This window comes from Marinobacter sp. B-12, from assembly GCF_056857915.1.
This window is the reverse complement of sequence record NZ_JBSXOB010000057.1, coordinates 339,644-353,821: the sequence shown is the minus strand read 5'-3', so window position 1 is coordinate 353,821 and position 14,178 is coordinate 339,644. Positions and strand designations below refer to the sequence as shown.

Below are 14,178 nucleotides of genomic sequence, written 5' to 3'. Positions count from 1 at the left end.
CGGAGCCGGACCGCACACCATGAAACGAACCGCATTCTTTATATCCGATGGCACCGGCCTGACCGCCGAAGCCTTGGGGCACAGCCTTCTGGCACAGTTTGAAAAAATCGAATTCGAACGCATTACGGTGCCATATATTGATGACGCTGACAAAGCCCGGGAGATGGTCAAGCGTATCAATAAAGCGGAGGAGATCGATGGCATGCGGCCGCTGGTTTTCGACACCATCGTTAATAGCGATATCCGTCATGTGATCGCCGGCGCGAACGGTTTCATGGTCGATATCTTTGGTACTTTTCTGAACCCACTGGAACAGGAGCTGCAGTCATCGTCCTCCTATACCGTTGGCAAGTCACACGCCATCAACAACGGGGGCAGTTACGAGCGGCGCATCCATGCCGTCAATTTCGCGCTGGATAACGATGACGGCGCCCGCACCCGTCATTACGACGAGGCGGACCTGATTCTCGTCGGTGCCTCCCGCAGCGGCAAGACACCTACCTGCCTGTATCTGGCCTTGCAATATGGTGTGAAGGCGGCCAACTACCCCATCACCGAGGAAGACCTGGACGACCAGCAGATGCCTGCAGCTCTGCGCCCTCACAAGGAAAAAATCTTTGGGCTGACCATCGAGCCGGAACGGCTGGCCACCATTCGTAACGAACGCAGACCGAACTCACGTTATTCGTCTATGAAGCAGTGCATGCATGAAATTGAGGAAATTGAGCTGATGTATCGCCGGGAACGAATCCCTTACCTCAACACGACCGCGTATTCCGTGGAGGAAATCTCCACACGCATTATGGTGAGTACCGGACTCAAGCGAAACCGATAGAGCAGATAGTAAAAAGGCCGGCGCCCTCTCCCATAAAGAGCGCCGGCCTTCCGTTTTGAGGTGCTTTCAGGCGCTTTATAGCTCCTGGATTTCCAGCCCCAGTTTTTCAGCGGTATCACGATTTTCGAAGCTGGTGACAACCGCGACACTGGCACTGTCCGGCTTCAGCCACTCGCGGGCGACCCGCTTCATATCATCCAGAGTCACCGCCAGCACTCGCTCCCGGAAACGCGCACGTTGCTCCGGTGTGCGCCCGAACAGGCGGTTGTGGAAGGCATGGCGGGCTGCACCGGCCGGCGACCGGGGGCGATCCAGTTGCCCGATCACGCCGAGAATAGACTCTTCCAGTTCCTGAGGATCGTGCTGCTCCGTCTGAAGCCAGTCCAGGGCGTTGTCAAAATCCTCCAGCGTGTCGCCCAACCGGGGATCGCGGTAGGAAAAGAAACGGAACGTGCCGTTCACGCTGTCCTGGCCGGCACCACCACCATAGGCGCCGCCCTTTTCACGAATGGCCCGGTGCAGGTAGCCGTTGCGCAGGAAACCGCCCAACACTGTCAGTGCCGCTGCGTCCGGGTGGTCGATAGCAACCGTGCTGAAGGCTTTGGCACAGAAATTCACCTGGGTTGACGTTAGCCACGCCTGGCGCGTTTGGTAACTCACGGGTTCAAGCTTCCAAGCTGCGCCCTCTCCCGCTCCAGAGTCACCCCAAACAGCCTTCAGTTCCGTCAACATTGGATCCAGTTGCTCTTCCTCACCGATCAGCAGGAATTGACGGGACTGGTTCCGAATACGTTCGTGCAGTGCTGCAAGCCGTTCACATAAGCTGTCGAGCTCAACAGGATCGCTCAGGGACTTGTCGAGCGACTTAACGCCACGGATAGCTTCCAGACCACCAAGACGGAACGACAGCCACGCACCCGCACTGATTCCCTGCGATGCCGCCCCCATGGCCAGTGCATGGCCACTGCCTGTAACCGCCTGTTCGCGGCGGGAACGAATCTGGGCAATCAGCTCGCGCACCCGCTCCTTCTCATCAAACCGGGCGCCATTAAAGACGTCATTCAGCAGGCGAGTCAACGCCTCGCGATTTCGAGCCAGCGCCTTGCCATTAAAGACGATATAACCCTCAAGATCCTGGACATCGTCAATTTGTCCCTTGGCGGAGAAAGACGCACTGATACCACCGGATTCCGCCGAGATACGGTCCTGCATCTGCAGGTAATCCAGTTCGCCGCACCCCACTTCCGGAATCAGGGTGGTGTAGTACGGCAGTAGCAACAGCTCTTCCTCGGTCAGGTTCGGTACCGGTAGGATCACCTGCTCGTACACCAGACCATTGGTGCCACGGGCATAAATGGTCGCAGGCATGTCTCCGGCAAACCGTGCCTCGGGTTCCGGAAGCTGCAGGGGAACATCGGTCAGGTCAACCTTCGGCAGGATGGAATCGTCGTCCTTCCGTGTCTGTCGCTCTTCCAGGGCTTGGGCGCGCTCGATAATCTGGCGAACCTCTTCGTCAGTTAACGAAGCCTTGCGACGGGCAAGGGCATCGCGAATGGTCGCCTGACGACGGCTTTCCAGCTTGTCATCCGGGCGCAGCGTCAGGGTGACGCGGTGCGGATTTTCCAGCAGCTTGCGGCGGATCAGGCCGGGCACATACTGGGGATCACGGATTTTTTCCCGCATATCCGCCAGCACCGGCTCCAGATCAAGGAGCTCAACCGGATCGCCGCCATGGACCATCGGCGAAATCGCGGTCATGATCAGTTGCAGGCCATACGGGAAGCTGTCGCCGGCAATCTCGCGCTGGTGCAACTCCAACTGGTGCAGAATGGCTTCAAGGCGCTCCTGGCTGACGCCCTCTTCCACCACCTTGGTCAACGTCTGTTCCAGCAGCGCTTCAAGGTCGCCCTGCTTGTCCGGGTCACTGCCCTCAATGCCACACACAAAGGTCATTTCACGGTTGGAGTCCTCAAGGCCGCACATGGGGGATGGCGACTGCCCGATGTCGGTCGTTTCCAGCGCCCGCATCAAGGGCGACGCACTGTTTTCCAGTAACACGCTGGCCAACAACTGACCTTCAAGATTCTCCTGCAGGTCAAAGCTGTGGCCCAGCAGCCAGCCCATCACGATGTGAGTCTTCTGGCCGGTATCCTCACCTTCACTGACGGCGTAGCTCTGATCCACCCGGACCGGTGAGAACATCCGCTTCTCATCCCGCACCGGCAACTCTACGTCCAGCTGATCAAATCGCTTCAGGGCCAGCTCTTCAAAGCGTTCATGATGTTCGTGGGCCGGAATATCCCCATAGGTTGCAAAGATCGCATTGCTGGGATGGTAGTGATGGCGGTAGAAGCGCAGCAAATCGTCGTAGCTCAGGTCCACAATATGGTCCGGCTCACCGCCGCTGTTGTAGTGATAGGTGGTGGTCGGGAACAGGTGGCTGGAAAGGTTCTGCCACAACTGTGAGGTGGGTGCGCTCATGGCGCCCTTCATTTCGTTGTAAACCACACCGCGGTAGACCAGGTCGGTGGACGGATCGTCTGGCGTATCGAATTCGAGGCGGTGACCTTCCTGCGCGAAATCCAGCGGATCCAGGGATGAGAAGAACACCGAGTCCAGGTAAACCGTCAACAGATTGTCGAAATCCTTGCGGTTCATACTGGCGAAGGGGTATGCCGTCCAGTCACTGCTGGTAAAGGCATTCATAAAGGTATTCAGGGACCGGCGAATCATCATGAAAAACGGATCGCGCACCGGAAAACGCTCGCTGCCACACAACGCCGTATGCTCCAGGATATGAGCAACACCGGTGGAGTCCATAGGGAAGGTTCGCAGGGCCACAAAAAACACGTTCTCGTCGTTGTCTGCCGCCAGGTGCAAGTGGCGGGCACCGGTTTTTCGGTGACGGTATTCCTCAACCGTTACATTCAGCGTACTGATCCGGTGACTGCGAAGCTTTTCAAAGGCCGGATGGACGGTGTTTTCGATCACTGCAGCCATTCAAACTGTCCTGTCTTTAACTAAATGGGGATTGTAGGGTAACACGTACTTTCTATTATCATGCACTAACCCGAAGCCACAAGGCAGCATCCGACTCCATGACCAATGACCCCCATGGCATCCCGACACCCGACACCGCGCCCAAGGCGGCCAGATCCGCCCACCAGCCCGCCGGCAATCGCCGCGCCATCCACGCTCCGGAAGTGGCCGCCTATTGGGCCGAACGTCGACGCTACCTGGAACGCATACGCCGCGTTCCGGAAATAAGGCAGCGTTACTGGCGCGCCATCGGCATGTATATGATTCGCCGGGTGCTCTGGTCCTTCGGTTTCTTTCCGGTTTTCATCGCTTTCTGGGTGCCGTTTGTACTTTCCAGCTTCAACCCGGTGGTCATGGCATCCGACCTGATCCCCTTACTTGAAGGGTTCGTTGACGCCAACCCGGAAATTCAGGCCAATACCCTGAGCACGCTGGTGATCGCCTGGGCATCGATCGGATTCTTTTTTTTGGTGTTCGATTTTGTGTTGACGCCGTTCAAATCCCCTTACGACTACGAAGCAGACGTCTACATGCGCTCCTGGGAACAGCTCAACCATGACCAGCTTCCGGACAAAGTGTGATTTGTCCTGCATTCTCGTGAACTTCCGTGACTTTGTGTTACATAACATTGCCCCGACTGGGTAAGATGAGGCGGTGTCAGTCCTGAATCCCGCTGAACAACGACAATGAGACGGGCGGGACACTGGCAGTCACACGAATGCAGAATTGAGAGGTTGTCCATGGTCGATTTCAGGCCCCTCCTGTTTGTCAACGCTCTGGCACTGATGCTTCTGGTGACCGCAGGCTTTGCGTCTGTCGGCGATGACCTCTCCGAGGGGACGGAACCGCTAGCAGGAGAACCGGAAACGAAAGAGACCGTTACCCGCGTTTCCAGCGACAACCCAGCGGACGCACGGCGCTCGGACGAACTGTACCTACGGAATACCAGGGAAGACGACCTCGAACTGCCTTTGGAGACCGATGCCCTGGCGGCATCCGGAGAACCATCAGGCGAAGGCTCCGGGACCACCTCCGCTACCAGCCGTGTTAACGCAGAACCTTTTTCCATTCCCGATCTGCCGGAAGACCCCACGATGCTGGCGATGGCGGAACCTGTGTCTCCCATACCGGAAACCAAGACTCGAAGCGATTCTCCGGAGCCTCCTACCACCGGGCGGCTGATACTGCGCTCCAATGTCGTCGGCGATAACGTCACCATTAATGGCAAGGACCATGGCGCCACACGGCTGGACCTGGAGCTGAACCCGGGCAAATATGACGTCACCATCAGCAAGGAAGGCTACAAGCCCTGGCAACAGACCGTGGCAATCGCCGCCGGCAATGAAAAAACCCTGATGGGCAAGCTGGAGGCCTATACGAGGGTGAAGTTCCGGAACGGCACCTGGGTTGGCGGTGTTAAAACCGGCGATGGCACTTATGAAGACGCCGAAGGCCTCAGGTATGAGGGGCATTTCGTGGACGGCAAATTTGATGGCAAGGGCACACTCACCATGGCCAATGGCGACATTCTCACCGGACAATGGTCAGGGGGCAGGCTCAACGGGCATGGCTCGCTAACCACATCGGACGGCATGCTCTACGTCGGCGGCTTTAAGGATGACGAATTCCATGGTGAAGGCACTCTTACCTACCCCGACGGGCGCCACTACGAAGGGGAATTCTCCAATGGCGAGTTCCATGGGAGCGGTAACGAAGTCTTCGCCGATGGAAAAAAATACGAAGGTCAGTATATTGAAGGCTCCTTTCACGGCAAGGGGCTGCTGCTGAACCCCAATGGCAGTTCGATTGAAGCGACCTTCCGGTATGGCGAACCCTACGGACAGGTACGCCTGACAACGGCGGCCGGGGAGGTCTTTACCGCCCGTACCAAGGAGCCCGGTGTTTGTTATCGGGAGAAAAGCTACCGGGCCACCCAATGCCCGACACTTGAAGGCTGGTAAACGCCCGCCCGATAATGAACACACATGCTGTAAAGGTTGAGGTTGTGACATGGCGATCAAGAATGCACTCCTGGTAGACGACTCTAAAGTGGCTCGATTTGCCCTGAGCAAACTGCTGGAAGGCCGGGACATGGAAGTGAACATGGCTGGCTCGGCGGAGGAGGCATTGGACTTTTTGAGCTCCCACCAGCGTCCCGATGTGATATTTATGGATCACCTTATGCCGGGCATGAACGGTGTGGAGGCCACCAAGGCCATTAAGGGCAACCCGGACACCGCAGCCATCCCCATCATCATGTGCACCTCCAAGAAATCATCGTCGTTCATGGAAGAAGCCCGCAACTTTGGTGTATACAACGTTCTGACCAAACCACCACACACCGAAGGGCTTAGCCTCGTTCTCGAGCAGCTCAGCAGTGATGTAACCGAAGGCAACCTGCCCGAACCGCCGGAACTGGATGCTGAGTCAAATGAATTGGACGACGACATCCTGGATCTTCCCTCAGATGCTTCCCTGGAAATGTCACCAGAACCCGACGATGGGCTAAAGGCAGGTAACAACGGCGACCCTCAGGTTGTGCCCCTGACCAGCGACCTGATCGAACAGATCGCCCGCTCTGCGGTAAAAACCCACATTAACAACCGCTTGCACGAATTGCTCAGCTCTCTGTTCGACGAGCAATTCGACCATCTAAAGCGCGTGTTGGACGAGTCCGGCAAAAAACAGGAAGCCGCGATTGAGGAACGCCTGAACGCGGTGACAGAGATGATCGAAGAGCGCACTCGCAACCTGCGTGACGACGTCGCCGCGGAAGTCAACCTGAACCTGGGCCGGGAACTGGCGGATCTGCGTAAAGACCTTTCTCGCAATACCGGCTTCACCAGTAACCACATGGCGGAGCTCAAGGATCACATTACCAGCGTACAAACCATCGATACCGAGTTCTGGCAGACCCTCCAGTCTGAGGCTATCCAACAGGCCCATGAAATCTCCCGGGAAACCGCTGAAGATATCGCCCAGCGCACCATTGACCTGTTCGTGGCCCAACAGCGCTCCGCCACCTCCCGCATTTACACTGTCGGCCTGGCCGCCAGCCTTGGCATTTTTGCGGTGGGCATAGCCTGGCTATCAGGACTGTTCGGCTAACTCGCCGTTGATGCGACGCCAGTCCTCGGGCACATCCACGTCCGACCCGGCGCCGGGCATGGCCAACCGGGTCGCGCCATGTCTTGCTAGCACGGCCGCTGCTCCCCTATCCCCTTCGAGGGCCATGATTTCGGGCCATAAACGTCGGGGAATGTAAGCCGGCGCCCCCGGTTTTCCCTGTAGGTCGGCAGCGACGGGCTGGGTCGGGGTCATTCGTGCCACTTTGGCGAGCGCAAGCATCGCATTCGACGGGATTAGTGGTTGGTCCAACAGCACCACAAACACACCTTTCACTCGCGGCCCAAGGCTTGCCACACCGGTTTTCAGCGAGGCAGACATCCCTTCCTGCCAATCCCGGGCAACCACCCAGGCCGATGGTTGGCTCCGGCAACGATAGCGAACCAGGGGATACCAGCCACCAGCGACCACCGTGACAGGTCCGCCAAGCAGCTTGGCCTGAACGATGGCGTGGCCCAACAGCGTGTCTGAACCCACCGGCAACAGGGCCTTTGCACAGCCCATTCGGCGCGAAGCGCCCGCAGCCAGAACCAACACAGCAAACGCATTATGGTTATCCGAGTTGCCCTGCCCCACTCACCTGCTCCTTGTTTTAGCCCTGCACCACACGCAAGACTGCTAGCGTTAGCGAATTTTTGCTAGAATCCGCCCATCTATCAACCTCATCTTGCCGGACACCTCCGATGAATCACCTTTTCGTAGACAATCTGACGGTTATCGATTTCGCCTACCTGGATGCTTCCAGAGGACTCGTCGGTGAAAGCTGGATTGTAGATGTGGTGCTCGGTGGTGAGCTGGATGATCAAGGTATGGTGTTTGATTTCAGCAACGTCAAACGCACCATCAAACGAGTCATCGACGAGCGCGTGGACCACCGACTGGTGATCCCAAGAGCCTACAAAGGGCTTGAGTGGAATGAGGATGAGCCAGACAGCTTCACCTGGCGTCTGACCGATGGCACCCAGATTCTTCACCGGTCCCCGGACGAAGCGGTGGTGTGGCTATCGTCTGATCGTGTAGTGCCTTCTGCCGTTGCCCGGCTGTTGGAGCAGGAATTACGGGCAGTGTTGCCGGCAAACGTGACGAATGTGGACATTGCGTTACGTGAAGATGTGATTGAAGGGGCCTACTACCATTATGTCCACGGCCTGAAAAAACACATGGGCAATTGCCAACGGATTGCGCACGGGCATCGCTCGCCTATCCGGATTGACCGTAATGAGCACAGAGACCGGGACCTTGAGAACCAATGGGCCAAGCGGTGGCAGGATATCTATGTGGGCTCCGAGGAGGATGTAACCCAACGCCGGGTCGCCGAGGATGGCACGGCGTACGTCACCTTTGAATACGAGGCCAATCAGGGTGAATTTGCGCTGACATTGCCGGAAAGCCGGGTTTATATGCTGGATTCGGATACCACAGTGGAGCTTATCGCGGCGCACATTGCCGGGCAGTTGAAATCCGAGTTTCCGGAGGACGCCATTCGTGTCAAGGCCTATGAAGGCGTCGGAAAAGGAGCAATTGCGTCCCGCTGACATATTATTCAGACACAAAAAAACCGCCCGAAGGCGGTTTTTTTGATGGCTCACCGGTGGACTAAACCGGTTGAGCCGTATTGGCGTCCCCTAGGGGGTTCGAACCCCTGTTGCCGCCGTGAAAGGGCGGAGTCCTAGGCCACTAGACGAAGGGGACTAGAAATTGGTGGAGCCAAGCGGGATCGAACCGCTGACCTCAACACTGCCAGTGTTGCGCTCTCCCAGCTGAGCTATGGCCCCTCAACGGCTGCGTATATTAAGGATCGACCCTTGGGGCGTCAACCTTTTTTCCAACGTTTTTTCAGTTTCTTGAACATCCCTGTGCTGGCCGTTTACTAATTCAACAGATTGGTTATTCCGCCAGCAATGCCGCGTATTCTTTTTCCACTCGCTTGGTTTCCTTCTTTGAGAATCCACCCATCACCTCAAGAGCATGGCGCAGACGTGACCGGGTCATGTCCGGGCCAAGGATGGCCATGGAGTCCATGACTGACCAGGAGTTAGGGTTACCAGCGATAGCGACGAAGATGGAGAACATGAAATCGCCCATTTTCAGTTCCATGGCCTTGGCCAGGGCCTTGATGTCGGCAAAGATATTCTCTTTGCTCCAATGACGCTGGGCTTCCAGTTTCCACAGGGTGAACTGGAGCACCCGTTTGACCTGACCTTCATCGAGCTTGTTGTGGTCAAAATCTTCCGGCTTGAGATTGAGCATCCCAGAGAACATGAAGGAAGCCATCGGCGCCACGTCGCTGAAGATTTCCGCCCTGCCCTTGATGTGGGGCACCAGGTCACGCAGGGCCTGTTCATTGAACCACCAGTTGCGCATGCGCTCGACGAACTGCTCTTCGCTGAGCTCGTCACGAATCCATTGGCCATTAAGCCAGCGCAGCTTTTCCACGTCGAAAACCGGGCCGCCCAGGGAAACGCGCTGGATGTCGAAGTTCTCGACCATTTCATCCAGGGTGAACTTCTCCCGCTCATCCGGCATGGACCAGCCCATACGGCCCAGGTAGTTGGTGACCGCTTCCGGCAGGAACCCCATGCGTTCGTAAAAGTTAATGCTGGTGGGGTTCTTGCGCTTGGACAGCTTGCTCTTATCCGGGTTGCGCAGCAGCGGCAGGTGACACAGTACCGGCATGTCCCAGCCAAAGTATTCATACAGCAATTTGTGCTTGGGCGCGGAGTTGATCCACTCTTCCCCACGCAACACGTGGGTGATTTCCATCAGATGATCATCAACCACATTGGCCAGGTGGTAGGTGGGCATGCCGTCGGATTTCAGCAGGATTTGACTGTCCACCTGGGACCAGTCGATTTCGATGGTACCGCGCAGCATATCGTCGATTTCACAAACGCCGTCTTCCGGTACTTTCATCCGGATAACATAGGGGTCACCAGCATCCAGGCGACGCTTGACCTCTTCCTCCGTTAGCTCCAGATCGCCCTTGATACCTGGATTCAGGCCCTGAGCCTTACGCTCTTCGCGAATGGCATCCAGTTCTTCCGGTGTGCGGAAGCAATAAAACGCATGGCCCTGGGTGACCAGGTCCAGCGCGTATTGACGATACGAGTCCTTCCGCTCTGATTGCCTGTAGGGGCCATGGGGGCCACCTACATCAGGGCCTTCGTCCCACTCCAACCCAAGCCAACGCAAGGCATTCAGAATGTCCTGTTCGGACTCCTGCGTACTGCGAACCTGATCCGTGTCTTCAATCCGCAGGATGAACTGGCCACCGTGCTGACGGGCAAAGCACAGGTTAAACAGCGCCACAAAGGCGGTGCCAACGTGGGGATCACCGGTGGGAGACGGTGCGATTCGGGTACGTACGGTCATGAAAACATCCTGATGGTGTAGCCTGAAAAAGGCTATGCATTAAAAGCCACGCATTATACCGGCCACAGCCGGATTTCGCATGGTCAGGCGATCGCCCTCTTCATTCATCGCCTTTATTGTTATATTATAACGTATCATTAATTTTACAGAGTCTTGGTAACATGATTATTAGCCGTTTTACTGGCGTCATCGCATTGGGCGCAGCCACACTCCTGGCATCCGCCAGCACCCTGGCAGGCGCCCAGGTTGTCACCTCCCTCAAGCCCATCGAACTGCTGGTGAGAGCCATAGCCGCTGACGATGTGGAAATCACCACGCTGGTCCAGCCTGGCGCCAGCCCGCACAACTACTCAATGAAACCCTCACAACGCAGAGCACTGGAAGCTGCTGACGCCATTTTTTGGGTGGGGCCGGAGATGGAAACCTTCCTGACACGGCTGCTCGGCGGAAACGAGTTCCGGGATCGCACCTATTCACTCATGCACGGCGAAAACGTGCCGGAAGTGCAGTCGGGCAGCGATCACGGTGACCATGACGAACATGGGCATCACAACCACCATGACGGCCATGAGGAATCGGGCGCTCACGACAATCATCACGACCACGGCTCCGGAGAGGATCCGCACATTTGGCTGGATCCGGCCCTGGCGGTTGAGATGGGCCGGGATATTCACCGGGTACTCGCAACCCTGGAAGGTGCAGACATCCATGTACTTGACGACAATCTGGCGCGTTTCGAGCAGGCTATGGCCAAGGCCGAAGCAGCGATCGATCAACGCCTGACGCCCGTTCGCGACATCGACCTTTTCACCTACCACAACGCATTCACCCGCTTCGTGGGACACTACAACCTGAACCTGGAAGGGATTCTGACGCTGAACCCGGAACTGTCTCCAGGTGCCGGCCACATCGCAGAAGTCCAGGAAAAACTGCGCAACGCCAATCAACCCTGCCTGCTGACCGAGCCTCAGTTCAACCGTCAATGGTGGCGCTCAATCACCGAAGGCCTGGACATTACGTTCAGTACCTGGGACCCACTCGCCACCGATATTGAAACCGATCAAGACGGCTACATTGCCTTTCAACAGAGCCTTGCAGACGCTGTGCTCAAGTGCTTACCAGAGGATGCCCAGTAGCAGGGGAATAGTCACCATGGCCAGCAAGGTCTGGCCACTGATGATGCCCGCCATCAAGGGCGCGTCACCACCAAGCTGGCGCGCCAGGATGTATGAAGAGGTGGCTGTTGGCAGCGCAGCCAGCAGTATGGCCACCTGAACCATCATCCCTTCCAGGCCCAGTAGCAGGGCCAACCCTGCCGTAAGCAGCGGAAAACCTACCAGCTTTACCACCGAGGACACCAGGAATGGCATGGAGGCGCCGCGCAACGCCTTTAGCTGCAGGCCAGCACCTACAGTCATCAGACCCAGCGGCAACGCCAGGTCACTTAATGGCTCGAGAATACCGGCCACCAGTGGATGGAAGCCAATCTGGAAATAACTCCAGAACATCCCAACCACCGACCCAATAATCAGTGGATTGGAGACGACAGCCTTGAACACAGGCTTCAGTTTTACCGTACTCTGTCCGGCACCCCGTCCCGCACTCCACCCCGCAACCACAGAGAACATCAGGATGCAAAGCAGGTTCAGCAACGGTACTTTCACTGCCACGGCAATGGCAATCAACGACAGCCCGTCATCCCCAAGCAACATACCTGCTGTTGCCAGGGCAACGTAGGAATTGAAACGGATACCGCCCTGAAATACCGAGGAGAATACCGGCCCCGGCCAACGCCAGATCCATTGCAGCGCAATGAGCAACACCGTCATCGCCGCAAGCATGGCAACGATCAAGATGAGGATATCGCCGTAGGCTGACGCTGGCACCTGAGCCTGGCCCAGCTTGAAGATCAACATCGCCGGGAAAAGTACGTAATAGGTAAACCGCTCGGCCTGGGGCCAGAAGTCGCCCCCGGGGAAATGCCAGCGCCGGAAAAAATAACCCAACAGGATCAACACAAACACCGGCAACAGAGCCTGAATCATGACCGGCATTACACAGTTCTCCTGAATACTCCATGGACAAGGTATGAAAGAGTATCAAAGATAGCCGTCTATCGCCTTGCTCGGAAGGCAACTACCGACGCCAGAGTTTGCTCAACACTCGTCGGGTCACTGAGGTCGGCGCGGATTTGGCGATGGGCCACAATGCCCGAAACTGCATGGAAATTGGTCGATGCAGGCGCGGCTGCTCGACCTGAGCCCATACCTGCGCTGCAACAACGTCCGGAGTCAGGTTTACGCCCAGGCGTTCAAATAAACGGGATCCCTGCTCGTTCTGCTGCACCATGCCGGTATTCACGAACGGAGGCATCAGATCACACACGCGAATATCGTGTGGTTCCCACTCAATATCCAGGGCCTCGGTCATCGCACGTACCGCGTGTTTGCTGGCGGAGTAGGACGCGAAATCGGGAATCCCATAGGCGGCAGATGCTGAACTCATATTCACCACCTGGGCGCCTGGCGTTGCCTTCAGATAGGGAAACGCGGCGTGCAAAACCGTCATCAGCCCAATCACGTTAACCTCAACCACGGCCCGATGCGCAGCCAAGCTGATCTCCTGGAACGGCCCAACCTTCAGAATGCCAGCATTATTGTGAAGCAGCCTTAACTGGCCTTCCGTACGACTGGCAAACTCTGCGAGCCCCTGCCTGACCGAGGTCTCGTCCGCCACGTCCATGACGTGGGTACTGCACTGCTCATCCCCCAACTCACTCCTAAGCGATATCAGGGCCGTCTCATCCCGGTCCGCAGCACCGACAAACCATCCCCTGGAGGCAAAAAGACGGGCGGTCTCCCGGCCAATACCGGCGCCAGCGCCAGTGATAAAAATGCAGTCGTTCATGGGGCAACCCTGTCCTTGTTATTGATCAAATGTGGATGATCTCAGGAAGTTGATGACAACGATTGGCCAACAGGGCCATCTTCAGCATGCTCACGATAAAGTGCTCCACCCAGTGCCACAAAGTAGCACTCAAACGCATCGTTGATTCGCTGGCGTTGATGGCCTTCCGGATAAAGGCCTGCCCTGGCCTCGTCGGAGTATACTGTGCCCCTGACCAGAAAGCTGTTCTGAGGCTGGCTGTCTTCAACAAACGCTTCAAATGCCCGAGCACAGAGTTCTTCAGGCCTCGCGTAATAAAGCACCTTCATCTGCGTATCCGCCCGCTTCGAGCACTGAAACAACGGGCCGGGGCTGGAGCCATCCTCATTCAGCAAAATGGCCTGAAAACAGGCCCCCAATCGTTTGTTGAGGGGATGCTCCTTCTGGTCAGCGCTCTCCAGCCAACCAGTGGACGCAAAGCCGCCACTCGCCAGGCCGCGGAACGCCTTATGCCCCATGTAATGATCGAAAGCGTGAAACCATTCATGGGCCAGGCTCCCGGCGCCGGCATTCTTTGCCAGCGCCAATTGTCGGGTTGCTGGGACGTAGTGCGCTGCAACACCCGGCCGGCCACCGATCCCGTACTGCAACCCCAGTGATCCACGCAACGAAATCAGATGTTCCGGGCCCTGGAGGATAACCATAAGATCGCACAAAGCCTCATAGAACCTGCCCGCCGCCCGGTCCCGTTCAGGCGGTGTAACCCAGCGACCCACTTCAATGCTGCGGAATTCGAACCGGCGCCTAACGTCGACAAAGGATACCGGGCTTTGTCCTGTCATGACGGCTCCACGTGTTTGGTTGAAATTTGAAAGGTCGAATTTAGCATGCTCTCAACCCGATACTGATTATTTATACAG

Annotated in this window: 12 protein-coding genes and 2 tRNA genes; 6 read left to right on the top strand and 8 right to left on the bottom strand. The window is 56.9% G+C overall.

The annotated features are described in order from the left end of the window. The first annotated feature begins 19 nt into the window (after positions 1-19). Positions 20-835, top strand: a complete 816-nt coding sequence (ppsR, locus tag AC13D2_RS13225; RefSeq protein ID WP_300496425.1) for a posphoenolpyruvate synthetase regulatory kinase/phosphorylase PpsR — start codon at positions 20-22, stop codon at positions 833-835. 75 nt (positions 836-910) lie between these two features. On the opposite strand, the gene AC13D2_RS13220 is transcribed toward ppsR, so the two are convergent. Further along, positions 911-3,835 (bottom strand): insulinase family protein, encoded by a 2,925-nt coding sequence (locus AC13D2_RS13220; protein ID WP_300496428.1) that lies wholly within the window; start codon positions 3,833-3,835, stop codon positions 911-913. Between the two features lie 98 nt (positions 3,836-3,933). On the opposite strand from AC13D2_RS13220, the gene AC13D2_RS13215 reads away from it, so the two are divergent. The 3 genes from AC13D2_RS13215 to AC13D2_RS13205 all read left to right on the top strand — a co-directional run bounded on the left by AC13D2_RS13215 (position 3,934) and on the right by AC13D2_RS13205 (position 6,982). Beyond that, positions 3,934-4,455: a hypothetical protein gene (locus tag AC13D2_RS13215; protein WP_278367301.1), complete on the top strand. Its 522-nt coding sequence runs from the start codon at positions 3,934-3,936 to the stop codon at positions 4,453-4,455. Positions 4,456-4,614: 159 nt separating this feature from the next. Beyond that, a complete protein-coding gene (locus AC13D2_RS13210) occupies positions 4,615-5,835 on the top strand; it encodes an MORN repeat-containing protein (protein WP_292049779.1) in 1,221 nt (406 codons plus the stop codon). 49 nt (positions 5,836-5,884) lie between these two features. After that, entirely contained in the window at positions 5,885-6,982 is a 1,098-nt protein-coding gene (locus AC13D2_RS13205; RefSeq protein WP_482938746.1) for a response regulator, read from the top strand. On the opposite strand, the gene AC13D2_RS13200 is transcribed toward AC13D2_RS13205, so the two are convergent. Beyond that, on the bottom strand, positions 6,965-7,576 hold the full coding sequence (locus AC13D2_RS13200; protein ID WP_482938745.1) for a nucleotidyltransferase family protein: 612 nt from the start codon (positions 7,574-7,576) through the stop codon (positions 6,965-6,967). The genes AC13D2_RS13205 and AC13D2_RS13200 overlap by 18 nt on opposite strands. Before the next feature lie 107 nt (positions 7,577-7,683). Between AC13D2_RS13200 and AC13D2_RS13195 the strand changes: the two genes are divergently transcribed. Then, entirely contained in the window at positions 7,684-8,535 is an 852-nt protein-coding gene (locus tag AC13D2_RS13195; RefSeq protein ID WP_292049782.1) for a 6-pyruvoyl trahydropterin synthase family protein, read from the top strand. Positions 8,536-8,616: 81 nt separating this feature from the next. Here AC13D2_RS13195 and AC13D2_RS13190 read toward each other — a convergent pair. The 3 genes from AC13D2_RS13190 to gltX form a co-directional block, all read right to left on the bottom strand. Continuing rightward, positions 8,617-8,692 (bottom strand) — tRNA-Glu (locus AC13D2_RS13190). Positions 8,693-8,699: 7 nt separating this feature from the next. Then, positions 8,700-8,775, bottom strand: a tRNA-Ala gene (locus AC13D2_RS13185). Positions 8,776-8,887: 112 nt separating this feature from the next. Beyond that, complete coding sequence (gene gltX, locus AC13D2_RS13180; RefSeq protein ID WP_300499372.1) at positions 8,888-10,372, bottom strand: glutamate--tRNA ligase; 1,485 nt, start codon at positions 10,370-10,372, stop codon at positions 8,888-8,890. Positions 10,373-10,533: 161 nt separating this feature from the next. On the opposite strand from gltX, the gene AC13D2_RS13175 reads away from it, so the two are divergent. After that, entirely contained in the window at positions 10,534-11,508 is a 975-nt protein-coding gene (locus AC13D2_RS13175; RefSeq protein WP_300499370.1) for a zinc ABC transporter substrate-binding protein, read from the top strand. Here AC13D2_RS13175 and AC13D2_RS13170 read toward each other — a convergent pair. The 3 genes from AC13D2_RS13170 to AC13D2_RS13160 form a co-directional block, all read right to left on the bottom strand. Then, positions 11,488-12,426, bottom strand: a complete 939-nt coding sequence (locus AC13D2_RS13170) for an AEC family transporter (protein ID WP_300499367.1) — start codon at positions 12,424-12,426, stop codon at positions 11,488-11,490. The two genes, AC13D2_RS13175 and AC13D2_RS13170, sit on opposite strands and share 21 nt — an antisense overlap. Positions 12,427-12,508: 82 nt before the next feature. Further along, positions 12,509-13,279, bottom strand: coding sequence for an SDR family oxidoreductase (locus tag AC13D2_RS13165; protein WP_292047664.1), 771 nt, complete (start codon positions 13,277-13,279; stop codon positions 12,509-12,511). Positions 13,280-13,320: 41 nt separating this feature from the next. Continuing rightward, a complete protein-coding gene (locus AC13D2_RS13160) occupies positions 13,321-14,100 on the bottom strand; it encodes a CLCA_X family protein (protein ID WP_482938744.1) in 780 nt (259 codons plus the stop codon). Positions 14,101-14,178 lie beyond the last annotated feature (78 nt).

Excerpts from the sequence above, each read along its gene's own strand:
- AC13D2_RS13160 (WP_482938744.1), bottom strand. The coding sequence starts at position 14,100 with ATGACAGGACAAAGCCCGGTATCCTTTGTCGACGTTAGGCGCCGGTTC.
- AC13D2_RS13220 (WP_300496428.1), bottom strand. The coding sequence starts at position 3,835 with ATGGCTGCAGTGATCGAAAACACCGTCCATCCGGCCTTTGAAAAGCTT.
- AC13D2_RS13175 (WP_300499370.1), top strand. The coding sequence starts at position 10,534 with ATGATTATTAGCCGTTTTACTGGCGTCATCGCATTGGGCGCAGCCACA.
- gltX (WP_300499372.1), bottom strand. The coding sequence starts at position 10,372 with ATGACCGTACGTACCCGAATCGCACCGTCTCCCACCGGTGATCCCCAC.
- AC13D2_RS13195 (WP_292049782.1), top strand. The coding sequence starts at position 7,684 with ATGAATCACCTTTTCGTAGACAATCTGACGGTTATCGATTTCGCCTAC.
- ppsR (WP_300496425.1), top strand. The coding sequence starts at position 20 with ATGAAACGAACCGCATTCTTTATATCCGATGGCACCGGCCTGACCGCC.
- AC13D2_RS13210 (WP_292049779.1), top strand. The coding sequence starts at position 4,615 with ATGGTCGATTTCAGGCCCCTCCTGTTTGTCAACGCTCTGGCACTGATG.
- AC13D2_RS13215 (WP_278367301.1), top strand. The coding sequence starts at position 3,934 with ATGACCAATGACCCCCATGGCATCCCGACACCCGACACCGCGCCCAAG.
- AC13D2_RS13205 (WP_482938746.1), top strand. The coding sequence starts at position 5,885 with ATGGCGATCAAGAATGCACTCCTGGTAGACGACTCTAAAGTGGCTCGA.
- AC13D2_RS13170 (WP_300499367.1), bottom strand. The coding sequence starts at position 12,426 with ATGCCGGTCATGATTCAGGCTCTGTTGCCGGTGTTTGTGTTGATCCTG.
- AC13D2_RS13165 (WP_292047664.1), bottom strand. The coding sequence starts at position 13,279 with ATGAACGACTGCATTTTTATCACTGGCGCTGGCGCCGGTATTGGCCGG.